The organism is Streptomyces sp. AA4 (genome assembly GCF_000158875.1).
Classification (GTDB): domain Bacteria; phylum Actinomycetota; class Actinomycetes; order Mycobacteriales; family Pseudonocardiaceae; genus Amycolatopsis.
This window is the reverse complement of the sequence record NZ_GG657746.1, coordinates 7,945,710-7,969,230: the sequence shown is the minus strand read 5'-3', so window position 1 is coordinate 7,969,230 and position 23,521 is coordinate 7,945,710. Positions and strand designations below refer to the sequence as shown.

Annotated in this window: 24 protein-coding genes; 13 read left to right on the top strand and 11 right to left on the bottom strand. The window is 69.5% G+C overall.

Annotated features, from left to right (window positions below; genetic code table 11):
* Positions 1 to 6 precede the first annotated feature (6 nt).
* The 6 genes from SSMG_RS36370 (at position 7) to SSMG_RS36345 (ending at position 4,382) form a co-directional block, all read left to right on the top strand.
* Positions 7 to 462, top strand: a complete 456-nt coding sequence (locus tag SSMG_RS36370; RefSeq protein WP_009084481.1) for a RidA family protein — start codon at positions 7 to 9, stop codon at positions 460 to 462.
* The gene (locus SSMG_RS36365) at positions 462 to 1,091 is read left to right on the top strand and encodes a hypothetical protein (protein WP_037361427.1); all 630 of its coding nucleotides are present in this window, start codon (positions 462 to 464) and stop codon (positions 1,089 to 1,091) included. The genes SSMG_RS36370 and SSMG_RS36365 overlap by 1 nt, the downstream gene beginning before the upstream one ends.
* A 38-nt stretch (positions 1,092 to 1,129) precedes the next feature.
* Positions 1,130 to 2,314, top strand: a complete 1,185-nt coding sequence (locus tag SSMG_RS36360) for a hypothetical protein (protein WP_009084477.1) — start codon at positions 1,130 to 1,132, stop codon at positions 2,312 to 2,314.
* 215 nt (positions 2,315 to 2,529) lie between these two features.
* Entirely contained in the window at positions 2,530 to 3,354 is an 825-nt protein-coding gene (locus tag SSMG_RS36355) for an NUDIX domain-containing protein (protein WP_009084475.1), read from the top strand.
* A gap of 78 nt (positions 3,355 to 3,432) precedes the next feature.
* Positions 3,433 to 4,131 carry an MBL fold metallo-hydrolase gene (locus SSMG_RS36350; protein WP_199786417.1) on the top strand — a complete coding sequence of 233 codons (699 nt, stop codon included), beginning with the start codon at positions 3,433 to 3,435 and terminating at the stop codon, positions 4,129 to 4,131.
* On the top strand, positions 4,128 to 4,382 hold the full coding sequence (locus SSMG_RS36345) for a glutaredoxin domain-containing protein (RefSeq protein WP_037716041.1): 255 nt from the start codon (positions 4,128 to 4,130) through the stop codon (positions 4,380 to 4,382). The genes SSMG_RS36350 and SSMG_RS36345 overlap by 4 nt, the downstream gene beginning before the upstream one ends.
* A 271-nt stretch (positions 4,383 to 4,653) precedes the next feature.
* On the opposite strand, the gene dnaN is transcribed toward SSMG_RS36345, so the two are convergent.
* Both dnaN and SSMG_RS36335 read right to left on the bottom strand, forming a co-directional pair.
* Positions 4,654 to 5,727 carry a DNA polymerase III subunit beta gene (gene dnaN, locus SSMG_RS36340; RefSeq protein ID WP_037716038.1) on the bottom strand — a complete coding sequence of 358 codons (1,074 nt, stop codon included), beginning with the start codon at positions 5,725 to 5,727 and terminating at the stop codon, positions 4,654 to 4,656.
* Positions 5,728 to 6,015: 288 nt separating this feature from the next.
* Positions 6,016 to 7,269, bottom strand: a complete 1,254-nt coding sequence (locus tag SSMG_RS36335) for an MFS transporter (RefSeq protein WP_037716036.1) — start codon at positions 7,267 to 7,269, stop codon at positions 6,016 to 6,018.
* A gap of 92 nt (positions 7,270 to 7,361) precedes the next feature.
* On the opposite strand from SSMG_RS36335, the gene SSMG_RS36330 reads away from it, so the two are divergent.
* Complete coding sequence (locus tag SSMG_RS36330) at positions 7,362 to 8,519, top strand: glycosyltransferase (RefSeq protein ID WP_037716033.1); 1,158 nt, start codon at positions 7,362 to 7,364, stop codon at positions 8,517 to 8,519.
* Positions 8,520 to 8,931: 412 nt separating this feature from the next.
* On the opposite strand, the gene SSMG_RS36325 is transcribed toward SSMG_RS36330, so the two are convergent.
* A complete protein-coding gene (locus SSMG_RS36325; RefSeq protein ID WP_009084463.1) occupies positions 8,932 to 9,606 on the bottom strand; it encodes a Crp/Fnr family transcriptional regulator in 675 nt (224 codons plus the stop codon).
* 159 nt (positions 9,607 to 9,765) lie between these two features.
* Positions 9,766 to 10,017, bottom strand: coding sequence for a hypothetical protein (locus SSMG_RS36320; RefSeq protein WP_037369289.1), 252 nt, complete (start codon positions 10,015 to 10,017; stop codon positions 9,766 to 9,768).
* Positions 10,018 to 10,176: 159 nt separating this feature from the next.
* On the opposite strand from SSMG_RS36320, the gene nth reads away from it, so the two are divergent.
* Genes nth through SSMG_RS36300 form a run of 4 tightly spaced genes read left to right on the top strand, consistent with a single transcriptional unit; the run spans position 10,177 to position 13,442 of the window.
* Entirely contained in the window at positions 10,177 to 10,938 is a 762-nt protein-coding gene (gene nth / locus SSMG_RS36315; protein WP_009084459.1) for an endonuclease III, read from the top strand.
* On the top strand, positions 10,935 to 11,537 hold the full coding sequence (locus SSMG_RS36310) for a TlpA disulfide reductase family protein (RefSeq protein WP_009084458.1): 603 nt from the start codon (positions 10,935 to 10,937) through the stop codon (positions 11,535 to 11,537). Before nth ends, SSMG_RS36310 begins: the two co-directional genes overlap by 4 nt.
* Positions 11,534 to 12,250: a CoA pyrophosphatase gene (locus SSMG_RS36305; RefSeq protein ID WP_009084456.1), complete on the top strand. Its 717-nt coding sequence runs from the start codon at positions 11,534 to 11,536 to the stop codon at positions 12,248 to 12,250. The genes SSMG_RS36310 and SSMG_RS36305 overlap by 4 nt, the downstream gene beginning before the upstream one ends.
* Positions 12,251 to 12,257: 7 nt before the next feature.
* A complete protein-coding gene (locus SSMG_RS36300) occupies positions 12,258 to 13,442 on the top strand; it encodes a MarP family serine protease (RefSeq protein WP_009084455.1) in 1,185 nt (394 codons plus the stop codon).
* Positions 13,443 to 13,672: 230 nt separating this feature from the next.
* Here SSMG_RS36300 and SSMG_RS36295 read toward each other — a convergent pair whose 3' ends face one another.
* From SSMG_RS36295 to nhaA, 3 genes are read right to left on the bottom strand one after another with little or no spacing between them, the layout of a single operon-like run.
* Positions 13,673 to 14,593 carry an alpha/beta fold hydrolase gene (locus SSMG_RS36295; protein ID WP_009084454.1) on the bottom strand — a complete coding sequence of 307 codons (921 nt, stop codon included), beginning with the start codon at positions 14,591 to 14,593 and terminating at the stop codon, positions 13,673 to 13,675.
* A gap of 16 nt (positions 14,594 to 14,609) precedes the next feature.
* Positions 14,610 to 15,107 (bottom strand): phage holin family protein, encoded by a 498-nt coding sequence (locus SSMG_RS36290; RefSeq protein ID WP_037716028.1) that lies wholly within the window; start codon positions 15,105 to 15,107, stop codon positions 14,610 to 14,612.
* Positions 15,108 to 15,166: 59 nt separating this feature from the next.
* Positions 15,167 to 16,351 carry a Na+/H+ antiporter NhaA gene (gene nhaA, locus SSMG_RS36285; protein WP_037716026.1) on the bottom strand — a complete coding sequence of 395 codons (1,185 nt, stop codon included), beginning with the start codon at positions 16,349 to 16,351 and terminating at the stop codon, positions 15,167 to 15,169.
* Positions 16,352 to 16,640: 289 nt separating this feature from the next.
* Here nhaA and SSMG_RS36280 point away from each other — a divergent pair, with 289 nt between their 5' ends.
* Positions 16,641 to 18,095, top strand: coding sequence for a peptide MFS transporter (locus SSMG_RS36280; RefSeq protein ID WP_037716024.1), 1,455 nt, complete (start codon positions 16,641 to 16,643; stop codon positions 18,093 to 18,095).
* A gap of 3 nt (positions 18,096 to 18,098) precedes the next feature.
* Here the strand turns inward: SSMG_RS36280 and SSMG_RS36275 are convergent, their stop codons facing one another.
* Together SSMG_RS36275 and SSMG_RS36270 are read right to left on the bottom strand one after the other, a co-directional pair.
* On the bottom strand, positions 18,099 to 18,695 hold the full coding sequence (locus tag SSMG_RS36275) for an LmbU family transcriptional regulator (protein WP_199786084.1): 597 nt from the start codon (positions 18,693 to 18,695) through the stop codon (positions 18,099 to 18,101).
* A 20-nt stretch (positions 18,696 to 18,715) separates the two neighbouring features.
* Complete coding sequence (locus SSMG_RS36270) at positions 18,716 to 19,807, bottom strand: 12-oxophytodienoate reductase (RefSeq protein WP_037716022.1); 1,092 nt, start codon at positions 19,805 to 19,807, stop codon at positions 18,716 to 18,718.
* 168 nt (positions 19,808 to 19,975) lie between these two features.
* Here SSMG_RS36270 and SSMG_RS36265 point away from each other — a divergent pair, with 168 nt between their 5' ends.
* Positions 19,976 to 20,641, top strand: a complete 666-nt coding sequence (locus tag SSMG_RS36265; protein WP_037716020.1) for an isochorismatase family protein — start codon at positions 19,976 to 19,978, stop codon at positions 20,639 to 20,641.
* Here SSMG_RS36265 and SSMG_RS46505 read toward each other — a convergent pair.
* Positions 20,619 to 21,821, bottom strand: coding sequence for a LuxR C-terminal-related transcriptional regulator (locus tag SSMG_RS46505; RefSeq protein WP_009084441.1), 1,203 nt, complete (start codon positions 21,819 to 21,821; stop codon positions 20,619 to 20,621). The two genes, SSMG_RS36265 and SSMG_RS46505, sit on opposite strands and share 23 nt — an antisense overlap.
* Positions 21,822 to 21,973: 152 nt before the next feature.
* Complete coding sequence (locus tag SSMG_RS42760) at positions 21,974 to 23,425, bottom strand: SDR family NAD(P)-dependent oxidoreductase (protein WP_009084440.1); 1,452 nt, start codon at positions 23,423 to 23,425, stop codon at positions 21,974 to 21,976.
* Positions 23,426 to 23,521 lie beyond the last annotated feature (96 nt).

Here is a 23,521-nt window from a genome sequence, read left to right as displayed (position 1 = left end):
GCGGCGTTGACCTGGAGCGACCGGCTCGCCGAGCTCGGCATCGAACTGCCCGGAGTCGCCGCACCGCTGGCCGCGTACGTGCCGGCCGTGCGCACCGGCTCGCACGTCTACACCTCCGGCCAGCTGCCGTTCGTCGACGGCTCGCTCGCCGCGACCGGCAAGGTCGGCGGCGAGGTCAGCCCGGAGGAAGCCAAGGGCCACGCCCGCACGGCGACGCTCAACGCGCTCGCCGCGGTGCACGCCCTCGTCGGCATCGACTCTGTTGTCCGGATTGTCAAGGTGGTCGGTTTCGTCGCCTCCGCGGAGGGCTTCACCGGCCAGCCCGCGGTCGTGAACGGGGCGTCCGAACTCCTCGGCGAGATCTTCGGCGACGCCGGGGTGCACGCCCGGTCGGCCGTCGGCGTCGCGGAGCTTCCGATCGCGTCGCCGGTGGAGGTCGAACTGATCGTGGAGGTGAAGTGATGGACCCCGACATCGAACAGTCCCTGCACGAACTCCTGCTGCGGCTCGCCGGCCGCCTGCCGGACCAGCTGTTGTGGCGCTTCCGCGACTGGCTCGGCGAAGGCGCGATGGGGACGCTCGCGCGGACCCTGCCGAGGTCTTTGCTCAAGCACAGGATCGATTTGGACCAGGCGGAGTACCGCCTGCTCGTGGCCGGTCTGATCCCGCACGGCGCCGACTGGCACCAGGTGAGTTCCACCCTGGGGGTAGACGACGTCACCGAGACCAGGTACACATTCACGCAGAGTGCGCCCGAATGGGTGAACTCCGTCGACTCTGTGTCCGTCTTGCTCCACGCGACGTTGCGTGGACGCGCGGATGTGGGGGAAGTACGGCAGAGCTGGCGGCGCCTCGGTGCGGCCAGTGAGGGCGGGGCGAAGCGAGTCCTGCTGGTGACGGCGACCGCGGGACAGCCCCGGCTCACCGGTGAACTGCAGCGGGTGCTGCGGGTCATGGGGGACGAGGAACCCAGCGTCGAGGTCATCCCGCCGCGCTTCGACCTTCCCGGGTACCACCGGGCCGCGCTCGCCGAGTCCGAGCTGGTCTGCGTAGGCGCCGCGGGAGCCGGTCATCGACTTGTCGCCGCTTAACGCTCGTTGCCGCCAGGCGAGCTGGGAGGAGCAGAGCCATGGTGGAGGTTCACGACGGCCCGATGGACGGGTTCTCGGTGCCCCTGCGCCTGCATAACTTGTTGCTGGCCCTGGCGGGCCGCATCGACGACAGCGCGCTCACCGAAGCGCGCGAACTGATCGCCCGGGCCCACATCGACGAGGCGGTGGAACTCACCACCGGAACGTTGATCGCGGGCCGGATCGCGGTGAGCGAGGCCGAACAGCGCGAACTGGCGCTGGTGCTCGAGATGAGCCGGTCGGACGCGACGCTCGCCAACGACCTGCTGGTCACCGACCACGAGCCGATGCACACGCACCGGTTCACCGGCGACAACCAGCCCGAGTTCGGCCTCGCCGAGGCGCTCGACCGCACCCTGCAGGTACTGCCCGACGTGCGTTCCGTGCACGCGGTGTGGCGCAACACCCCGGCGGGCAGCGTGCCGGGCGCGCTTCCGCAGCGGGTCGTGCTGGTCGAACTGGGCCCGGAGGGCAACCCGCCCGCGGTCGCGTTCCGCGTCGACACCGCGCTGCGCCGGGCGGGCATCCGCTCGGTCGTCGAGGTGAGCGGCCCGGGGATCCCGCAGTCGGACTACCACCAGGCCGCGGGCGCTGTCGCGAGCCCGGTGTGGGTCACCGGCAGCACGCATTCCGCCCCGGACTACCGGCCGGAACCGACCCCGCAGCGCAGCGCCCCGGCGCCCGCTTCGGCCCCGGTTCCCGAACCGGCCTCGGAAGCGCCGAGCCGGCACGGGCACCGGCAGCCCGAACCGGAACCGGTCGCCGCCGCCGAGCCGGTGGTCCCGGTCGCGCCCGTGGTGCCGATCGTGCAGGCCGTGCCCGCCCAGCCGGTCTCGATGCCGGAGCCGGCGGCTGAGCCCGCCGCCGCGGAGCGTCCGCGGACGGCCGGGTCGGAGACGCGTGCCGAGCGCACGTCGGACCTGACTCCGTCCGAGGTGGCGCAGCTGCGGCGCGCGCTGGCCGAGGACCCGGAGAAGGGGCGCGAGATCGCCGCGGGCAAGCCGAGCATGCACGAGGTGGTCGAGCTGCCCGCGCTGGATCTGGACGACCCGAGCCTGTCCGAACGCGACCGCGCCCTGCTGCGCGAGCTGCACGAGGAACTGGCCGAACGCGAACGTGCCGAGGCCGCCCGGTTGCGGCTCAACGGCGCGTCCCGTTCCGGCGGGGATCAGCACTGGTCCTGACGCCACTGTGGTGTTCCGTGAAGGGCTCCTTGAGGGAATCTGATTCCCTCAAGGAGCCCTTCACGGCGTTCGGGCGACCGGACGCGGGGCTTTGGGCTGGCTCGGGCCGCGGTCGGTGAGGGCCATCCTGAGTCTGTGTAGGTCCCTCTCCCGGACTGTCGCGAGGTGACACAAGTAATCCGCGACGCGTACGGATTGCGAGGTATGTTGCCCGGGTGGAACGGCCGCGTGAATTCGTTTTCGACATCCCCGCCCGTCCCGGCATCGCGATCCGGGACAACGCGGATGGCCCGCCGGCGACCCCGAAGGACGCCGCCACGGTGATCCTGCTGCGGGACGCTCCGAGCGGCGTGGAGGTCTTCCTCCAGCACCGCGTCATGGGCATGGCGTTCGCCGGCGGGATGACTGTGTTTCCTGGCGGCGGGGTGGATCCGCGCGACGCCGATGCCTCGGTGGCATGGGCCGGGCCGCCGCCGTCGTGGTGGGCCGAGCAGTTCACCTGCGACGAAAGCCTCGCCCGCGCGCTCGTGTGCGCGGCGGTGCGCGAGACGTTCGAGGAGTCCGGTGTGCTGCTGGCCGGGACCGAGGACTCGGTGGTCGCCGACGTCGCGCCGTATCACGAAGCGCGAAAAGCCTTGGAATCAAGGGAAATATCGCTCGCTGGCTTTCTCGCGGACGCCGGGCTCACGTTGCGCGCGGACCTGCTGCACCCGTACGCGCACTGGGTCACGCCGCCGCAGGAACAGCGTCGATACGACACCCGCTTCTTCGTCGCGAAGCTGCCCGAAGGCCAGCGCGCGGACGGCGCGACGTCCGAAGCGGCCGCCGCTGGTTGGCAGCCGCCCGCCGAGGCAGTCGCGGACGCGCGCGAAGGCCGTCGCACGCTGATGCCGCCGACCTGGCTGACCCTCGTCGAACTCGCCGAGTTTTCCGAGGCCGACGCGGTGCTCGCGGAGCCGCGCGAGATCGTGAAGACCGTGCCGACCCTCGTCCGGGACGGCGAGAACATCCGCGTTGTCCTCGATACTTCGGAGTCCTGAGTGACCGCTCCTGCTTACGGCGTGCTGCGCCGTGTTTCCGAAACCGCGTCGGTGCTGTTGGAGAACAACCCGTCGACGATGACGTTGGAGGGCACCAACACCTGGGTGCTGCGCGGTGGTGACGCCGCCGGCGCCGTGGTCGTCGACCCCGGCTACCACGACCTGGAACACCTGGAAAAACTCGCCGCGGTCGGTCCGGTCGAGCTGATCCTGCTCACGCACCACCACCCGGACCACGCCGAAGGCGCACCGTGGTTCGCCTCGAAAACCGGTGCCCCGGTCCGGGCCTTCGACGCTTCCCTTTGCATCGACGCACCCCCCTTCGCCGACGGTGACGTCTTCAGCGCGGGCGGCCTGGACTTCCGCGTCCTGCACACCCCCGGCCACACCGACGATTCGGTGTCCCTGCTGGTCGGCGGCCAGATCCTGACCGGAGACACCATCCTCGGCCGAGGCACGACGGTGCTGCACGACCTGGGCGACTACCTGCGCTCGCTGCGCAAACTGATCGCGCTCCCGGACGGCACTCCCGGCCTCCCCGGCCACGGCCCGGAACTGCCGGATCTGCCCGCGACCGCGCAGGAGTATTTGGCGCACCGGGAACAGCGCCTGGACCAGGTGCGTTCCGCCTTGCGAACGCTCGGCGAAAACGCGACGCCGCGGCAGGTGGTCGAGGTCGTCTACGCCGACGTCGACCGCGCGCTGTGGGCCCCGGCCGAGGCGAGCGTGCGCGCACAACTGGAGTATCTACGGGCTTCATCGGAGGACGGACAATGAGCGACGTCGAGGTCGAGTTCTACTGGCGCCCAGGCTGCGGCTTCTGCTCAGCCCTGCGCCGCCCGCTGCTGGAAAGCGGCTTGCCGGTTCGGGAGATCAACATCTGGGAGGAACCGGGCGCGGCCGAGCGAGTGCGCGAGGTAGCGAACGGCAACGAAACGGTGCCCACGGTGATCGTGGGGTCGACCGCGCTGGTGAACCCGACGTTCGACGAGGTCAAGGCCGCGGTGGCAGCGGAGACGGCTGCCTGAGGACGGCCCTTCCCGGGCTTGGCGAGGGCGCTTTCCCGCCCGCAAGCCCGGGAGTTGCCTGGTAACGGGCGCGCTCAGACGACGGGTGCGGGCCGCGAGGTACCCGCTCAGCGGCAGGCTCGAGGTCGGCCGTCGCGAAGGGTGGCAGCCGCGAAGGGTGGCAGCCGCGCGCTGCCTTCCCCGCAACCCCGGCCAAGCCGCCGCGAGTTGGCAACGGCATGCGCTAGTTGGCCGTCGACCTTGCCTCGCCGCCGCGTTCGCTTGGCACTGGTCACCGGCGCAGCATTGGCATCAAGTAGTACATCAAGGCCACCTCCCGTCCGTCCTCGTCGGCCGGGGTCAGGACGCACGCCCGCAACCCTGGCTGGATTGCCAGGCGGACTCGTTCTCCGGAGAACGGGGCGAGAGCGTCCAGCAGATAGCGGGCGTGGAAGGACGGGGACGTCCGGCCGCCGCAAACGTTTGCTTTCAGGTGTTCTTCTGCTTCTCCGGTGTCTTGCCGGGCGCTGGCCAGGCGGAGGTGGGCGTCGCCGACTTCCAGGGTCAGGACTCGGCGGTCTTCGGAGTAGACGCCGACTCGGCGGATGGCGGCGGCCAGCTCGTCGGCGCTTACCTCGACCTCCGTGTCGATCGCATTGGACGGGATGGAGTCCGCGGACAGGAAGCCCGCGTCCAGGACCGCGGTGGTGACCGTGCCGCCGGGCCAGCTCAGGGCGAAGTGGCGGTCATCGGCGTGCAGTCCCATGGCGCCGGAGCCGTGGCGGGCGGCTTCGGTCAGGAGGGTCGCTGGGACCAGGACGTCGATGGGGTCCCGGACTTCTCGCAGCGGCAGACGGGCTACGGCCATGCGGTAGCGGTCGCAAGCAGTCAGGCAGAGTTCGCCGCCGATGGACTGCACTCGTACGCCGGTGAAGACCGGGAGCGGGTCGTCCTTCGCGGCGGTGCCCGCGACGGTGCGCAAGGCCGCTTCCAAGGCCAAACCGTCTACTTTGGACAGTAAGGGTGGCGGGGACGGATCGTGGAGCAGGTCGCGGTCCAGCAGGGGCAGGGCGAACCGGGCGCTGTCTGTCCGGATCGCGAGGCGGGTTCCTTCCACGACCAAGCGGACCTGGTCGACGTCCAGCATGCGGACCGTTTCGGCGAAAGGCGCTGCTGGGACTACGACTTCGCCGTCGAGGTGCGTGGTCGCGGGGCAGGACAGCTGGACGGCCAGGTCGCGATCGTTGCCGGACACGACGAGGCCGTCAGCGTTGGCCCGCAGGCGCAGGCGGGCTTGCTTTGAGAGGAGGCGGGCGGCGGCGGTCACGGCGGCTGCTAGCGGTCGGACGAAGGAAGTGAGATCCATGCCACGCAAAGTAGCGACGACCACCGACAAAAACGGCGACTGCGGCAGCTGAACTGGGAAAACGCCGGCAAATGGACACGGGCGGTGGTGGCAAAAGGCAGGGAGTCGAGCGGAGACGGGGGGTGGTAGCGAGAGGCAGGGAGCGAAGTGGACGCGGGCGGTGGTGGCAGACGGCAGAGAGCCGAGCGGGCGCGCGCGGGCGGTGGCGGCAAACGGCAGGGAGCAGACCGGCCACCGGCGGTGGTGGCGAGAAGCGCGGTCGTGCCAAGAAGCAAGGAGCGGAGGCCCCTAGTTCGCCGCCCCAACAAGATCAGCAACCACCGGCGAAGCAGCCCGCACGGTCCCCCGCATCAGCCACACCACCACGGCCAGCGCGACACCAGCCGCCCCGGCAGCCAGGAACGCCGAAGCTGTCCCGGAATGCTCGACCAGGTAGCCGCTCGCCGACTGGCCTGCCGCGAGTCCCAGCGTCACCGCCGTGAGGACCCACCCGAAGGCCTCGGCCGCGGTGCCGCGCGGCGCGACGACCTCGATGGCCGCGGAATGGGTCGTCGACTGCGGGGTGATCATCGCGCCGGCCAGCAGCATCAGCAGCGCCAAGGCCCATAGGCTCGACGGAAGCGCCAGCAGGGCGACCAAAGCACCGAAACCGCCGAGCAGAACCGGCAGGCGCAGGCCGAGCCGGCGCGGCCAGGGGTGCAGGCTGTAGGCCACCCCGAACGCCACCGAACTCAACGACCACGCGGACAGCAGCAGTCCGCTGAGCGAAGGGTGGCCGGATTCGGTCGCGGCGGCGGGCACGGCGACCTCCACGAAACCGATCACCACGCCGAAACCGAGCGCGGCCACGGCGAGCGTCCGCATTCCGGGGCTGGCCAGCGCGCCGAGCAGCGGCGTCTTCGCCTTCGGGGCCGGACCCCACGCGCGCACGGTCGGGTTCAGCGCGAACAGCACCGCGCCGGTGACCATCGTGATCGAACCGACGACCATGCCGGTGCCCGCCCACGGTGCGGTGATCAGCAGGCCCGCGATGCCGGGGCCGAGGATGAAGAACACCTCCATGCTGATCGCCTCGTAGGACAGCGCGGCGTTGCGCGCCGGTCCTTCCGGCAGGATTTTCGTCCACAGCGCCCGCGACGCGGAGCCCACCATCGGCTCCGCAAGCCCGGTCGCGGCGGCCAGCGGGATCAGCACGAACGTCGGCAGATGAGCCTCGATCGCGACCGCGAGCGAAGCCATCGACAGCGCGAACACGGCGGCGACGACCAGCAGCGGACGGCTCGGTCCGAACTGGTCGATCAGCCTGCCCTGCACGACCGCGCCCACCGAGACCCCGGCCAGCGAAGTCGCCGAGACCAGTCCGGCCGCGGCGAACGAGCCGGTTTCGCGCTGCACGTACAGGAGCGCGGAAATGCCGATCATCGCGATCGGGAGCCGGGCGAGGATCGACGCGATCACCGGGCCGCGCGAACCAGGGGCGGTCAGCGCGGCGCGGTAGTCGGCGAGCGTGGTGCGGCCTTCGGAGCGGGCAGACTGGGACACGCGTACTAGTATGACGAAATTGGTACGGAGGTACCAGTAATTTTGCGGTCGTCTTGGTCACGCCCGATCGGGTCAGTCAGTACGCTCGCGCGATGCGGCTGATGTTCTCCTCCGGAGCCGGGTACAGCCATCTCGCGCCGATGCTTCCGCTCGCGCACGCAGCACAGGAAAGCGGGGACGAGGTCGCGTTCGTGACCGGTCCGGAAGCCGTGCGGTACCTGGAAAACACCGGCCTGCGCGCGGTGTCGGTGGGGCGGCCGAACGATCCCGCCGCGGCGGCGTCGACGTGGCAGCGGGCTCGCGAGGAGATGGCCGGGATGACCCCGGACGAGCGGCTCTCCCACCTGGTCGCCGAGTACCTGGTCGGGCTCGGCGCGGCCGCGCGGCTCGACGACATGGTCGAGTTCGTCCGCGAGTGGCGGCCGGATCTCGTCATCGCCAACCTCGCCGAACGCGCGGCCGTGCTGGCCGCGGGCTTGCTCGGCGTGCCGTACGCGATGCACGCGATCGGCCCGCCGAAGTCCGCCGCGACGATGGAGCGGGCCTGGGAGGTCGCGAACGGCCTGGTCCGCCAGCGAGGACTCGACGAGTTGCCGTCCCGCGACGCCGTGCCGTACCTGGACTTCTGGCCGGAGGGATTGCTCCCGGCTGACGTCGCGTGGGAGTACCCGACGCGCTGGCCGCTCCAGCCCGCTGGCGTAATGCCCACGCCCGGCCCGCGCCCGGCGGTTCTGGACGGACTGCCGTATGCCCGGACCGTCTACGTCACCCTCGGCACCACCCACAACGCGCGCCCCGGTGTGCTGGAAGCAATGGTGGCCGCGCTGCGCGACGAGCCGGTGAACGTCGTGGTGACGATCGGCAAGGACGGCGACGTCGGCCGGTTCGGCGAGCAACCGGACCACGTGCGGATCGAGCAGTTCGTGCCGCAGACGCAGGTGCTGCCCGCCGTCGACGCGGTGGTCTGTCACGGCGGTTCGGCGACCGTTCTCGGCGCGCTCGCGCACGGGGTCCCGCTCGTGGTTTTGCCGCTGGCGACTGATCATTTCGAAGTAGCCGCGCAGATTCAGGCCGCGGAAGCCGGGATCGCGGTCGACTCGAGCGACGGAATCCTCGACGCGGTCCAGACGGTGCTCGCCGACCCGGCCTACCGGGCGTCCGCGAAGTCGCTGGCCGCGCAGCTGGCCGAGCACCCCACCCCGGCGGCAGTGGCGGCCTGGTTGCGTGACCTGGAGGTCTCGATCCGATAACACCAGCTGGATTCTTCGTGAACTCGTGCAACGAAGACGCGGTCTTGGCGTCCTTGAGGGTGAAAGGCCTTGAATTCGTGAGTTTTGGCCGTGATGGTTGAACGACAGCCCGATGCGGGCTGGACAGCACTGCAGCACCCAGCTCCCTCCGGCATATGGGTCGGGGCCTGGTCCGGAGGGCGGGGAGCGCGGGTCGTCGGGGGATGATCCGTGCGCAGGCGAGGAGCCGGTGCGCCACGTCGGGGGTGGCGCCCGGCTCCTCGTCATTTTCCGGGTCGGTTCGGCCGGAACCGGCGCCGACACGGGGTCCGCGAGGAATGCCGCTCTTGTGGGGGACGCACGCACGAAGGCCACCCCCAGTAGGAGGTGGCCTTCGAAAAAACCCGTGCGGATTAACCCACTCGGGGGAAGATCAGCGGGCGCGGCGAGCGAGTCGCTCCGGGTCCAGGATCAGCACGCTCTTGCCCTCGAGCCGCAGCCAGCCGCGGTGGGCGAAGTCGGCGAGCGCCTTGTTGACGGTCTCGCGGGACGCGCCGACGTACTGGGCGATCTCTTCCTGCGTCAGGTCGTGCGTGACCCGCAGCAGGCCCGCCTCCTGGCTGCCGAAGCGCTGCGCCAGCTGCAGCAGCGCACGCGCCACGCGGCCGGGGACGTCGGTGAAGATCAGTTCCGCGACCATGTTGTTCGTGCGGCGCAGGCGGCGCGCGACGACGCGCAGCAGCTGCTCGGCGATCTCCGGGCGGGTGGCGATCCACTGCCGCAGCGCCGGGCGGTCCATGGTGACCGCGCGGACCTCGGTGACCGTCGTGGCGCCGGACGTGCGCGGGCCCGGGTCGAAGATGGACAGTTCGCCGAACATGTCGGACGGACCGGCGATCCACAGCAGGTTCTCGCGGCCGTCCGGGGACTTGCGGCCGATCTTCACCTTGCCGGACTGGATGATGTACAGCCGGTCGCCCGGCTCGCCCTCGTTGAAGATGACATGGCCGCGGGGGAACTCCACGGATTCCAAGGTCTGGGCCAGCGCCTCCGCCGCTGCCGGCTCCACACCCTGGAAAATGCCCGCACGGGCCAGGGTTTCGTCCACCTCGGGTGCCTCCTCGTCGAGAAACGATCACTTCCTTCGCAGGTCGAAGGCAGTGTCGCCGATCACTTTCGCGTCAGTCTAGGGCGTGTCGGGCGGATCGCTCGTCAGCTCGCCGCGCCCGGCGCGGCTGCCTGGAACGATCACGTCCGACTGAGCAGCCTAACTCCGCACCTTGCGCGCGCGTAGCCTGGCTGCCCGTCCGCCGAGCCGGCGCAGCCGGAACAGCTCGAGCGCGCGGCCGATCCCGTGTCCGTAAAGCGCCCTGACCTCGTTGGGCTGGGCCTGCTCCAGGAACTCCTCGACCTCGTTCTCCTGGACCGCGACGTGCTTGAGCCGGCTCTCGACCCGCTCCATGAACAACGCGAAGAACATGATCACCAGCGGGACCAAGATCACGAACCACACGGTCATGCCACAGCTCCGCTGTTTTCGGTGACGCACTCGGTCATGGATCTCCAGATCCTCGCTCAGGGCGGACGCACGGCCCGCAGAGGTGGTGCTCTGGCGGTTCGGCCGTCCACCGGCGGATGCTCCCGACCGGCTCGTCCGACTCGCCCGTAGGCTATCGGGGTGCCCCCTGTTGTCCCGAACGGGCCCCGCGCGGACCGCGAAGAAAGCCGGCTCGCTCTCGTGAGACGCGCGCGGCGGATGAAACGTTGCCTCGACGAGGTTTATCCGGACGCGAAGGCCGAACTGGACTTCACGAATCCGCTGGAACTGCTGGTCGCGGTGGTGTTGTCGGCGCAGACCACGGACGTGCGGGTGAATCTGGTCACGCCCGCGTTGTTCGCGAGGTACCGCACCGCGGCCGATTACGCCGGGGCCGACCGCGCCGAACTCGAGGAATACCTGCGCACGACCGGGTTTTTCCGGGCGAAGGCGAATTCGCTGATGGGTCTCGGCGCGGCGCTCGTGGAGCGCTACGGCGGCGAGGTGCCGAAGAAACTGGACGACCTCGTCACGCTGCCCGGCGTCGGCCGCAAGACCGCGAATGTCGTGCTCGGCAACGCTTTCGACGTGCCGGGAATCACAGTGGACACTCACTTCGGCCGCCTCGTGCGGCGCTGGGGCTGGACCGCGGAAGAGGATCCGGTCAAGGTCGAGCACGCGGTCGGCGAGCTGATCCCGCGGAAAGAGTGGACCATGCTGTCCCACCGCGTGATTTTCCACGGCCGCCGCGTGTGCCACGCGCGGAAACCCGCCTGCGGCGCGTGTCCGCTGCGCAAGGACTGCCCGTCGTTCGGCGCCGGGCCCACTGAGTTCGAAGTGGCCGCGAAGCTGGTCAAAGGCCCGGAGAAGGACCACATTCTCGAGCTGGCGGCGCGCGGGTGACTGCGGTCACCAAATGGGCGCTCGGGGTCGCGGTGCTGGCGGTGGCCGCGTTGGTCGCGGTCCTGACGCTGCGCGGCGGCGATGCGACGTCCGCGCCTCCCGCGTCCGGCGACCTCGCCGCGGCGCGAGCGGCGGCGAAGCTCCAGGCTTGCCCGCCCGCCGCGGCGAAGGCGGTCGGCCAGCTGTCCGGGATCGAGGCGGACTGCCTCGGCGACGGGTCCCGAGTGGACGTCGGCAAGGTCCTCGGCGGCGGTCCGGTGCTGGTCAACGTGTGGGCGTCGTGGTGCCAGCCGTGCCGCACCGAATTGCCGGTGCTGCAGCGGTACGCCGCTGAGCCGGGCGCGGTGCGCGTGGTCGGCGTGCAGGTCGCGAGCCCGGCCTCGGACGGGCTCGGCTTGTTCCAGCGACTCGGCGTGCACCTCCCGTCGCTGTATGACGGCGACGGCCAGACCGGTCCGATCCGCGCCGCGCTCAAGGTCCCCTCGTCGTTGCCCGCGTCGTACCTGGTCACCGCGGACGGCCAGGTCCGGTTCATCGCGAACCCGCGGTTGTTCGACAACACTGACCAGGTGCGCGCTGCTGTGAAGGACTACTCATGACCACCGGACCGCTCGTCGAACCCGAAGCCGTGCCGGAATGGCTGCGGCCGCTGGTGAAGGTGTCGGGAGAGGTCGACAGCCGCACCTTCACCCGGTTCAGCCCGCCGGAGGACCTGCTCACCCGCGCCGCCGCGGTGCTCATCCTGTTCGGCGAACGACCTGGTGGCGACGGTCCGGACGTCCTGTTGCAGCGGCGGGCGGACACGCTCGGCTCGCACGCCGGGCAGGTCTCGTTCCCCGGCGGCGGCGCGGAGGACGGCGACGACGGACCGGTCGGCACGGCGTTGCGCGAGGCTGAGGAGGAGACCGGCGTCGACCCGTCGGGGATCCTGCCGGTCGCGGTGCTGCCGGAGCTGTTCGTGCCGGTGTCGAGGTTCGCGGTGACGCCGGTGCTGGCGCATTGGCACACCCCGTCGCCGGTGCGCGCGGTGGACCCGGCCGAGACGGCGGCGGTCGCGCGGGTCGCGCTGGCGGACCTCGCGGACCCGGCGAACCGGTTCACCGTGCGCCGCGGCGACGCGTCGTGGCGGGGGCCGGCGTTCACCGTCGACGGCCTGTTCGTGTGGGGGTTCACCGCGGGTCTGCTGTCCGTGCTGCTGTCGCTCGGCGGCTGGGAACGGGAGTGGGACACCGGCGATGTGCGCGAGCTTGACGTAGCGTGGGCCGAACATCAGGGCCGGTTGGCGGCCCGGGACGGCACTATCGAGGAGTGACGGCGCGGTGAACTGGGTCGATGTCGTCGTCCTGCTGCTCGCGGTCATGGCCGCGGTTTCCGGCGCGTTCCAGGGCGTGATCGTCGCGCTGCCCGCGCTCGTGGGCGTCGCGCTGGGCGCGGTGGCCGGGGTGAAGCTGGCGCCGCTCGTGATCAGTCTCTTCGACAGCCCGGTCGCGAAGGTCGCCTTCGCGTTCGCGGTGGTCGTGTTCCTGATCGTGCTCGGCGAGACGCTCGGCGTGTGGGTCGGGCGGAAGCTGCGGCAGAAGATCAATCCGGACAAGCTTTCCGGCATCGACAAAACGCTCGGCGCGATCTTGCAGGCGGCCGCGGTGTTCGTGGTTGCCTGGCTGGTCGCGAATCCGTTGACGACCGTGTCGGCGATTCCTGGGTTGGCCAAGTCGATCAACTCGTCGGTGGTGCTGGGCGAGGTCAACGACCTGATGCCGGCGGAGGCGCAGGGGCTTCCCAGTGATCTGCGGAAGTTGCTTGACGCGTCTGGTTTTCCGTCTGCGTTGTCGCCGTTCGAGAAGGCTCCTTCGGCGGATACGCCGCCGCCGGATACTTCGTTGAATGTGTCTGCGGTGGCCAAGCGGGTGCATCCGAGTGTGGTGAAGATCCGGGGGAATGCGCCGTCTTGTTCTCGGGCGCTTGAGGGCAGTGGGTTTGTCGTTGCGCCGCAGCGGGTTATGACCAATGCGCATGTGGTGGCGGGGACTGAGGAGGTCGGGATCGAGTCGACCTCTGGGGATTACCGGGCTCGGGTCGTGTACTTCAATCCGGAGGTGGACATCGCGGTGCTGGCGGTGCCTGGGTTGCGGGCGCCGGTGTTGCCGTTCGCGGCGCAGACCGCCAAGGCTGGGGATAACGCGGTGGTGCTGGGGTATCCGTTGGATGGGCCGTATACGGCTACTCCGGCTCGGGTTCGGGGGCGGATCAATCTGCGCGGGCCGGATATTTACGACGCCAATACTGTGCAGCGGGATGTGTTCACCGTTCGGGGGACGGTGCGGAGCGGGAACTCCGGGGGGCCGATGATCACGCCTGACGGGGACGTTATCGGCGTGGTTTTCGGGGCTGCGGTGGAGGATCCGGAGACTGGGTTCACGTTGACCGCAGATCAGGTGCGCAGTGAGGTGGATGCGGCTTCTTCGCAGACTGAGCGGGTGGGGACTGGGGCTTGTGCTAATTGAGGGGGCGGCTCGTCGCCTGGCGGCGACATTGCCGGTTAGTGGTTGCGAGGGGCACCCCGAAGTTTCATTGTGCTGACGGTCTGGGGGTGCTTGTCAAGGCGGGAAAGATGCCTTGACAAGCACCCCCAGACCGCAGGGAGGCTTCGTATCGGGGTTGGGGGAGGGAGTGGGTGCCTCGATGGTTGGGTGGTTTGGCTGCGGTTTTTTGGCCTGCGGCCCTGTGTGGTGGGTTAGCTGATGAAGTCCACAACGGACTTTGTCACTCGGTTTGGGTCTTCCAGGTGGGGGAAGTGGCCGAGGGCTGGCCAGATTTTCGGTTCGCTGTGCGGGCCTGCCCAGTGGACTGACGCCAGCGCGGTTTCCGGGAGGATGCAGGTGTCGTCCGCGCCGTGTAGCTGGAGTACGGGGGCGTTGATGCGGGTGCCGACCGCGTCGGTGAAGCGTCTGCCTTCGCCGCGGAATTGGGCGCGGAAGGCCCAGCGGTAGTACTCCAGGGCGGAGTGGGCTACGCCGGGGACCAGCATGGCTTGGCGGAACGCGGGGACGGTCTCGGTGAAATCCGTGGAGGCTCGCCAGGTTTCGCCCGACCATTTGGTGAACAGCTCTTCCACCGCCGCCGCGTTGTCGCGGACCAGCCACTTTTCCGGGGCCATCGGGATCTGGAAGCGGAAGAGGTGGCCTACTGCGCGGATCTGGCTGCTGGGGCGCTTCACCGCGGACTTGAACGCCAGCGGGTGTGCGGCGCCGATCGCGGTCACCGACGACACCAGGCGCGGGTGCAGTGCCGCGACTGTCCACGCGAGCATGCCGCCCCAGGCGTGGCCCACCAAGTGTGCCCGGCGGGCGCCTAGGGCCTTGATCAGGCCGCCGACATCCCCCGCCAGCGTCCACGCGTCGTAGCCGCGCGGGGGCTTGTCCGAGTCGCCGTAGCCGCGCAGATCTACCGCTACCGCGCGGAAACCCGCGTCGGCCAGTGCGGGCAGCTGGTGCCGCCAGGTCCACCAGAAACCCGCGAACCCGTGCAGGAGCAGCACTAACGGGCCCTCGCCGCATTCGGCTACGTGCAGGCGGATGCCGTTGGCCGAGACGTCGCGATGCGTCCACGGCCCGTCGACCCGCACGCTCGACGGGTCCGGCGTCAGCTCCACCACCGCGCGCGGGCTGGCGTCAGCCCTGCGTCGAGGGCAGGTCGGCGTCCTCGGCCGGCTTGCGCTTGAACGCCTCGGCCGTCTCCTTGACGCTGGTGATGGTGCGTTCCGGCGCGCGCAGCTTCTTCACCTTGCGCCAGCCGAGGAACGCCGTCGCGGCCGTGGTGACCAGCATCAGGCCGAACACCGTCGCGAACGCGGGCCAGCGGATGCCCCACCAGTCCGACAGGCCCTCGGCGATCAGCAGGAACAGGAAGAAGGTGCTGTACAGAAAGACGGTGAGGGCGATCAGGAAGAAGACCGTCCCCTTGAGCGCCTTCTTCGCTTCCTGCGCCAGCTCGGCTTTCGCCAGCTCGATTTCGGCGCGGACCAGCGTCGACAGGTGCTGGGTGGCGTCGCCGACGAGCTTGCCGATGGACTGCTCGCTCGCCGCGGCTTCCTCGTCGCTGGACAGGGGCAGGTACGGCACGGCCCCCACGCCGTCGGGGCTGGTGCGCTCGTGTTTGGGGCTGCTCACTGGGTCATCGTGCCACGTCACTGTATGCGAGGCGCGACGGACCGGCGGGAGTGTCGGGATCAAGCCGCCTTCGCGTGTACGCGGCTGCGCCGCAAGAGCAGCAAAGCGGCCGTCAGCGAGGCGATCGCCGAGGCGATCAAGACCGCCGCCTTGGCCACTTCAGCCGCTTCGCCGGGCAGCGCGAGTTCGGCGATCAGCAGGCTGACGGTGAACCCCACGCCGCCGAGCACGGACAGCGCGGCCACGTCTCGCCAGCTCATTCCGCTGGGCTTTTCCGCCACGTGCAGCTTCACCGCCAGCAGGCTCGCGCCGAAGATCCCGACGAACTTCCCGACGACCAGTCCGATGAGGACAGCCAGTGGCAACGCGGTGGTGAAAACCGTCGACAGCGCGTCGCCGTTCACCGAAATCCCCGCGGCGAACAAGGCGAACACCGGCACCGCCACCGCCGCTGACCACGGCTGCAACCGGTGTTCGAGCCGGACCGCGGGCGCTTCCTCCTCGCCCTCGTCCTCGCGGACCCGGGTAAGGAGCCCGAGGGCGACGCCGGCGATCGTCGCGTGGATGCCCGCCGAGTGCACCGCGACCCAGGTGATCAGCGCGATCGGCACGTACAGCCACGGCGTGCGGACGCGTTTGTGCTGCAGGAAGGCGTACAGGCCGAGCGCGACCAGCGCGACCGCCGCCGCGATCAGGTTGAAACTGCTGGTGAAGAGGATCGCGATGACGAGAATCGCGCCAAGGTCGTCCACCACGGCAAGGGAAAGCAGGAACACTCGCGCGCTGCTGGGCAGGTTCGACGCGGTCAGCGCGAGCACGCCGAGCGCGAACGCGATGTCCGTGGCCACCGGGATCGCCCACGCCCGGTCGACGCCCGGCGCGCCCCAGGCGACCGCGAGCGCGAGCACCGCGGGCACGACCATCCCGCCGATCGCGGCGATCACCGGCAGCACCGCCTGCCGCCACCGGGACAGCTCGCCGACCACCAGTTCTCGTTTGAGTTCAAGCCCGGCGACGAAGAAGAACAGCGCGAGCAGGCCGTCCTTCGCCCAGTCTCCGAGCGAGAGGTTGAGGTGCAGGAATTCCGGGCCGAGCCGGAAGTCGCGCAGCGCCTCGTAAGCCGGGGCGAGCGGAGAGTTGGCCCAGATCAGCGCTACCGCGGTGGCGGCGAGCAGGATCAGCCCGCCGGTGGTCTCCGTGCGGAGGAAACGGGCGAATTCGGCGACGGCGCGGGCTGGGGTCACGAAAAACTCCTTGTGGGGACGGCGGCTTTCCCGCCGACCAGACTTCCCGGCACACCGATGTCCCAGTTTACCGTCCGCAGTCGCCGATTACCGGCCGTTGTGACGAACGGCAACCTCGCGCCTGCCCGAAGACGCTCGCATCCGGTGCGCCAGCGCGCAACCGCAGGTCAGCCTGCCGGTTGGAGCAAGTTGTCTAGTCCATACCGACGCCGGTTTTTCGTTCACCTGTTCGCCTTCTAGCATGCGAGGAGAGAACGACAACGCTGTTGCATACAGGGACGAGGCAGTTGTGAGCACCCCGATCGACGCCCAGGCCGACACCAGATTCTTCGGGCACCCGCGGGGGTTGGCGAACCTCTTCGGCGTGGAGATGTGGGAGCGCTTCTCCTTCTACGGGATGCAGGGCATCCTCGCCATCTACCTCTATCACTCGGTCGCGGCAGGCGGGCTCGGCCAGCCGGAGGCCGCGGCGACCAGCATCGTGGGCGCGTACGGCGGTCTGGTCTATTTGTCGACAATCGTCGCGGCCTGGGTCGCTGACCGGCTGCTCGGCTCTGAACGCACGCTGTTCTTCAGCGCCTTGCTGGTGATGGCGGGGCACATCGCGCTCGCGGTCGTGCCGGGACTGGCCGGGGTGGGCATCGGCCTGGTCTGCGTGGCCCTCGGCAGCGGCGGGATCAAAGGCAACGCCACCGCGCTGGTCGGCACGCTTTACGCGGAGAAGGACCCGCGCCGGGACGGCGGCTTTTCGCTGTTCTACATGGGCATCAATCTCGGTGCGCTGGTCGGCCCGCTGATCACCGGGTGGGTGCAGCAAGAGATCGGTTTCCACCTCGGGTTCGGGGTCGCGGCGCTCGGCATGGCGATCGGGCTCGTCCAGTACAGCCTCGGCAGGCGCAATCTCCCGGACGCGGCGCGGACGGTTCCGAACCCGCTCCCCGCCGGGCAGCGAGGCGGTGCTGTCGGCGTCGGCCTGGCGGTCGTGGCCGTCGTGTTCGTCGCGGTGCTGCTGGGCTGGGTCACCGCGGGCAACCTCGCCACCGTCACCGCGCTGGTGATCACCGCGGGCTCGATCGTGCTTTTCGCGATCTTGCTCACCAGCCGCAAGGTCACCCGGATCGAGCGGCGCCGGGTGGTGTCGTTCATTCCGATGTTCGTGGCCAGTGTCGTCTTCTGGTCGCTGTACCAGCAGCAGTTCACGGTGGTCGCGATCTACGCGGACAAGCGGCTCGATCGCGACCTGTTCGGCTGGACGATGCCGGTGTCCTGGGTGAACACGATCAACCCGGTCTTCATCGTCGTGTTCGCCGGCGTCTTCGCCGCGCTCTGGACCCGGCTCGGCGACCGGCAGCCGGCGACGCCGATCAAATTCGCCCTCGGCACCGGGCTGATGGGCGTCGCCTTCCTGCTGTTCCTGCCGACCGCCGACAGCGCGACGCGGACTCCGCTGCTGATGCTGGTGCTGATCCTGTTCGTCTTCACCCTCGCGGAGCTGAATCTGTCCCCGGTCGGGCTTTCGCTGTCGACGAAACTGGCTCCCGAGGCGTATCCGGCTCAGATGGTCGCGTTGTTCTTCCTTTCGGTCGCCCTCGGCAGCGCGCTGTCGGGTGCGCTGGCCGGGTACTACTCGCTGGACAACGAGACTCCGTACTTCGGCATTCTCGGCGGTATCGCGGTGCTGGTGGGCTTGCTGATCGCGGCCGCGTCGCCGATGATCCGCAAGCTGATGTCCGGCGTGCGCTGAACGTCAAGCGCCGGTCGCCTCGTCGAGCCTGCTGATCACCCACGCGGTAAGGCTCTGCCCGGCGGCTTGGGCGGCTTCCTCCCACCGTCGTTTGCGCTGCGGAGGAGCGTCGATGCGCAACGACACCGGCCGTGCCCCGCCGGTGCGGCCGCGCAGCTGGTCCCGCAAAGTGTTGCGGGACCAGCCGTGTTGTTCCGCGGCGAGAAGCCACCTGGTCTGCTGCTCCGCGGGCAGCCGGGCGACTTCGGCGTGATGTTGGAAACTCAGGCCCCGGCGCCGCCGGGACAGGTGGACATGGCGGGAAACCCACGCGTAGTTGCGCAGCGTCTGGTAGTCCAGCGAATGTTCGGACATGCTGAGCCGGTAGCGATCCTTGTACCGGTCTTGGCCGTAGACGAGCCAATCGCCGATCCACCATGCGGCCGCGGTGCCCAGCTGAGTCATGTGCGAGCCGAGCCGGCACCAGGAGGGCAGGCTGAGCTCCGCTTCGAAACGCAGCCCGACCGGACTGGCCGTCACGGCGAGCCCGGGCAGCGCGACGCCGAATGCGGTCCGGGAACCGTTGCCGTTGCCGTCCAGTGTTGCGGTGTCTTGTACCACGGTCGTTCCTTTCCTTGAGGTCACTGGGCATCCGTGGTGTGCAAGGCGGGGTAATCGGTGTATCCGGCGGCGCCGCCGCCGTAGAAAGTGCCGCGATCCGGTTCGTTGAACGGGCCGCCTGCCCGGAGACGGGCAGGCAGGTCGGGGTTGGCCAGGAACAGCCTCCCGAAGGACAGGACGTCGGCGAGCCCGTCGTCGATCAACGGCAGGTCCGCCGGGCCCGCCGGGATCGCGCCGTTGCCGTAGTTCTCGTGCGGGTTCAGCACGAACGGACCCGGCCAGCGTTCGCGCAGCCGCCAGGTGAGGTCCCGTCGTCCGGTTTCGAAGACGCTCAGCCCGCCGAGAGCGGTGGGCAGGGCGGCGAGCAGGGCGTCGTAGAGGGCAAGGGAATCGCCTTCGACAATGTCCGTGCCGACCTTCGCGGGCGTGAGGTGCAGCAGAACCCGGTGCGGCGGGACGACTGAGCAGACCGCCTCGACGACTTCCACGACGAAGCGCAACCGTGCCGACAGGGAACCGCCGTAGCCGTCGGTCCGGAGATTGGTGTTCTCGGCGAGGAACTCGTGGAGGAGATATCCGTTGCCCGCGTGCAACGTCACCCCGTCGAATCCCGCGTCGAGCGCCAGGCCCGCCGCGGTCGCGAAGTCGCGCACGGTCTGGTCGATCTCAGCGACCGTCAGCGCGCGGGGGCACGGGTGCGGCTGGCGGCCGCGATGCGTGTAGATCTCGCCGGGAGCCGGCACCGCCGACGGCGCCACCGGTTGAAGCCCCTGCGGATTGTTCTCCGGATGACCGACCCGGCCGGAATGCATGAGCTGAGCGAAGAAGAGGGTGTCCCGGGCTTGGACCGGGGCGGTCACCGGCAGCCATGCTTGGGCTTGTTCCGCGGTGTACATGCCAGGCGTGTCGGGTTCGCCTTGCCCATGCGGGTTGGGGTGCATGCCCTCGGAGACCATCAGTCCAGCGCTCGCGCGCTGGGTGTAGTACTCGACTGCCCCCGGCCCCGGCGTCTGGCCCGCGCCGTAGGCCCGGCTGCGGGTCATCGGAGCCATCGCGATGCGGTTCTTCAAGATCGAGCCGAACAATTCGGCGGGCTCGAAGGCGGAGCGCACCCTGTTCCCCTCCTCGGATCGATGTCGATCACCAGCCTTGGCCGGGAGCCGCTGGGAGGGCAACTGCCAGTACGAGTGGTATGCCCCGCGTGAGCGGGTAGGTGCGGCCGGATCTGTCGCTGGTTACGTTGGCGGGGAACGGTTTTGGTCCTGAGGAAGGGAAAAGACGTGGGCGTGCCAGCGATCGCACCGTACGCGATGCCCGCTGCGGAGGACGTGCCGGAGAACATCGCCCAGTGGCGGTTCGACCCAGGCCGGGCGGTCTTGCTCGTGCACGATATGCAGCGCTATTTTCTGTCGCCGTTCACCGAGGGAGCCGCACCGCGCACCGAACTGGTGCGCAACTGCGCGGCGCTGCGCGGCCGCTGTGCGGAACTCGGCGTCCCCGTCGTGTACACCGCGCAGCCAGGCGGGATGTCGGAATCGGAACGCGGGCTGCTCAAAGACTTCTGGGGGCCGGGCATGACGGTGGAACCGGCGGACCGCGAAGTCGTCGACGAGCTCGCCCCCGCACCGGGCGACGTGGTGTTCACCAAGTGGCGTTACAGCGCCTTTCACCGCACCGGGTTGCTCGAGTTGCTGCGCGACCTCGACCGCGATCAGCTGGTGATCTGCGGGGTGTACGCGCACGTCGGCTGCCTGATGACCGCGTGCGAGGCTTTTTCCCACGACGTCCAGCCTTTCCTGGTCGCGGACGCCGTCGCCGATTTCTCCTCCGAATACCATCGGATGGCTCTGCGCTACGCGGCCGAGCGGTGTGCCGCGACCCCGACCACCGCCGCGCTGTTGTCGCATGTGGACAGTCAGATGGTCACCGCGGGTTCTGGTGGATGAGCCGGGTCAGGTCCACCCGCGACCGGATCCCCAGCTTCCGGTAAATGCTCCGGAGGTGGTAGTTGACGGTGTGCGTGGAGATCATCGCGTCCCTGGCGACCTGCCGGTTGGTCAGGCCGGAGCCGACGAGCTTGGCGATGTGCCGCTCCGCGCTGGTCAGCCGGCTCCATCGGGCGGACGATTCCTGCCCGGCCTCGTCGTCGGATTCCCGGTTTTCGGCGGTTGATTCGCCGAGCAGCGCTTCGGCTTCGGCCCGCAGCGGCGCGAACACGCTCGGCGCGACGGAATCGGCGACGCCCTGCCACACCAGCCGTCCGGGGAAGCTCAGCCGTTCTCCGGATTCGACGAGCAGGCCCGCGGCCAGCGCCTCGTCTGCGCACAGCAGCAGGTTTCCGGGAGCTTCCCGGAGCAGTTTCGCCGCGTCGGCCAGGAGGAAAGCACGGCCGAGCCCCGCACCGACCTGGACGAGCTTGCGGGTCGGAGGGGTGAGGCTGCGGACCTTGTGGACCAACGTGGTCCGCAGCCGTTCCGGTGGCACCGTTCCGCGCAGCCGCGCGATTCCGTCCGCGGTTTCGATCCCGTCCTCGGCACGCAGGCCGGTCACCAGGTCGACCAGGAGCCGAGGGTTGCCGCCGAGTTCGGCGGCCGCTTGGCGCAGCGGTTCATCCGGGCGGGCGCCGAGCAAATCGCCCAGCATGGCGTCGAACGAAGCGGCGTCGAGCGGGTTCAACCTGATCGGGTGCACCAGGGTGCTGGCGGTGGTGAGCAATCGGTTCAGTTCGGTGCCGCCCATGCCCGGAACTCGCGCCAGGACGAGGCAGAGCGGGCGAGCGGAAAGCAAACCGGGCAACCAGGAGAGCCGCCGGACGGCTTCCGGTGCGGCCAGTTGAGCGTCGTCGGCGAGCACGAGCAGCGGTTGGCCGCTCGGCTGCCGCGTGCACCAGGAATGGGCCGCGCCGGATGACTGCGTGGTGTCGAACAGGGAAACACCACTGGGTGCCAGGCGAAAACCGAATTCCTCGCCCAGGTCGCGGGTCTTCTTCAGGAGAATGCTTTTCCCGATTCCGGGAGCGCCCTCCAATAAAATGATTCTCCCGGTGTTCGATCTGATGTGGATAAGCAGGTCTCTTATTCGACTGCGGACTTCGTCGCGGCCGCGCACCACCACGTTCTCGAACATCTTACCGCCCGTAGCCCCTCCGGAATCAGTTCGTTGATCATGCCATCGGAGGCTTCTCCGTTGCGGTGATGTGGCTCAGGCCACCGAATATTCATGCGAACAGCGGCGGCCGATCGGGTGATGTCCCGCCGCGGCGGGACATCACCCGGGACTCAGTGCTCGATCAATTCGGGCCGGCTCTTCGCGGGAGCCGAATCTGCCAGGCGGTCGGCCATCGCGGCCGCGACTGGCTCCACCGCTTGTGCGATTTCCCGCGTTCCGGGCGTGTTCATCTGCTCAGTCAGCAGCATTCCCGGCCGACTGACGAAGAATTCGCACTCGGGATGCTGTGCGGCCGCCCACTGGGTGAGCCCTTCGACCGCGTGTTTGGCGGCGACGTAGTGCGGCCAGTCCGCGGGCGGTTCGGCGACCGCGGACGAGGACACGACCAGGCAGCGGCCGGACGTTTTCGCCAGCGAGGGCAGCAATCCGGCCAGCGGCGCGCTCGCCAGGGCGAAAGCGTCGGCGACGAAATTCTGGACGCGCGGCAGGCTCGCGGAGTCCAAGCGCAGCGGGCGGATCGGCGGCGCGGCACTGCAGACCAGCAGATCCAGCTCATCGCCGGCGAGTCGCCTGACCTGGTCGGCCCAGGCCGGGTCTGCCGCGTCGCCGGGGCACGACACGACCTCTCCACCGAGTTCCGCGCCTTTCACGGCCAGTTCGGACAGGTCGCCGCTCCGATGGCCGACAAGCACCCGGGCGCCTTGGCTGGCAAGCGCGAGCACCAGTGCCGCGCCGAGGCCGCGGCTTCCGCCCGCGATGGCCGCGGTGCACCCGTACAGCCGGTCGGAACAGGGCAGGAGGGCGACGAGCCGGTCGCTGTCCGGTCCCGGCACCGGGCGGCGGACCATCGTCTCCAGGGTCGCTTCGGCCACGACCGCCGCCCCGTCGTCGAGTTCGGCCTCGACGGTGAGCAGACCGAAACGGGGATCGAAGTCCCGGACCTCCGCGCGGTACCGCAGCGCGGGCCGGCCGCCGGCCGGGCGCAGCCTCAGCGAAATGGTGTTGAGCAGGCAGTCGCGGCCCGGAAGTTCCATGCCCGCGACAAAACTGCACCACAGGAGCCCGGTCAACGCGGTTCGCCCGAGCAGCCGGGCCGCTCCCGGCCACCGCGCGACGAGCGCGTCCAGCTCGCTGCCCGGGCCGTATTGGCCGCTGACCGCGAGCCCCCGGGCGAATTCCTCCGGTGCGAAGGAACGCGGATGGCTGCGCGGACGGCGTGGCGCCGCGACCGCGGTGCCGCCGGGGCCGTGGGTCAGCCGGACGGTCAGGCAGGTCTCCGCTCCCTCGGCGACGGTGACCTTTGTCCGGCCGTCCGGATCGTGGGAAATATTGGTGCTGTAGGGAAAGCCGGCATGCGTCGGCCGCGTGAACTCGAGGTCGACGCCCGAGATCTCGCCCGGCGGCCCCGGAACCTCGTCGAGAGCCGCGACGGCGGTGAGCACGCCGTGCGCGACTGGTTGCCCGAAAGGCGTCCGACGAGCGTATTCGGCATCGACATGCAAGGGATTGCGATCTCCGCTCGCGTCGGCGAACAGGGTGAGGTCGGCGGGGGCAAGCAGCATTTAGGTACTCCATTCGAGGGGCGGCCGCGCTATGGGAACAAACGCGACCGGTTGACAGTGCTGTCGAAAAATGGCACGAGAACGGTGATTCGTTAG

What these genes read in the sequence shown, in the direction of transcription:
- SSMG_RS36305 (WP_009084456.1), top strand. Translation starts at nt 11,534, where the DNA reads ATGACCACCGGACCGCTCGTCGAACCCGAAGCCGTGCCGGAATGGCTG.
- dnaN (WP_037716038.1), bottom strand. Translation starts at nt 5,727, where the DNA reads ATGGATCTCACTTCCTTCGTCCGACCGCTAGCAGCCGCCGTGACCGCC.
- SSMG_RS36350 (WP_199786417.1), top strand. Translation starts at nt 3,433, where the DNA reads ATGACGTTGGAGGGCACCAACACCTGGGTGCTGCGCGGTGGTGACGCC.
- SSMG_RS36345 (WP_037716041.1), top strand. Translation starts at nt 4,128, where the DNA reads ATGAGCGACGTCGAGGTCGAGTTCTACTGGCGCCCAGGCTGCGGCTTC.
- SSMG_RS36320 (WP_037369289.1), bottom strand. Translation starts at nt 10,017, where the DNA reads ATGACCGTGTGGTTCGTGATCTTGGTCCCGCTGGTGATCATGTTCTTC.
- SSMG_RS36330 (WP_037716033.1), top strand. Translation starts at nt 7,362, where the DNA reads ATGCGGCTGATGTTCTCCTCCGGAGCCGGGTACAGCCATCTCGCGCCG.
- SSMG_RS36360 (WP_009084477.1), top strand. Translation starts at nt 1,130, where the DNA reads ATGGTGGAGGTTCACGACGGCCCGATGGACGGGTTCTCGGTGCCCCTG.
- SSMG_RS36365 (WP_037361427.1), top strand. Translation starts at nt 462, where the DNA reads ATGGACCCCGACATCGAACAGTCCCTGCACGAACTCCTGCTGCGGCTC.
- SSMG_RS46505 (WP_009084441.1), bottom strand. Translation starts at nt 21,821, where the DNA reads ATGTTCGAGAACGTGGTGGTGCGCGGCCGCGACGAAGTCCGCAGTCGA.
- SSMG_RS42760 (WP_009084440.1), bottom strand. Translation starts at nt 23,425, where the DNA reads ATGCTGCTTGCCCCCGCCGACCTCACCCTGTTCGCCGACGCGAGCGGA.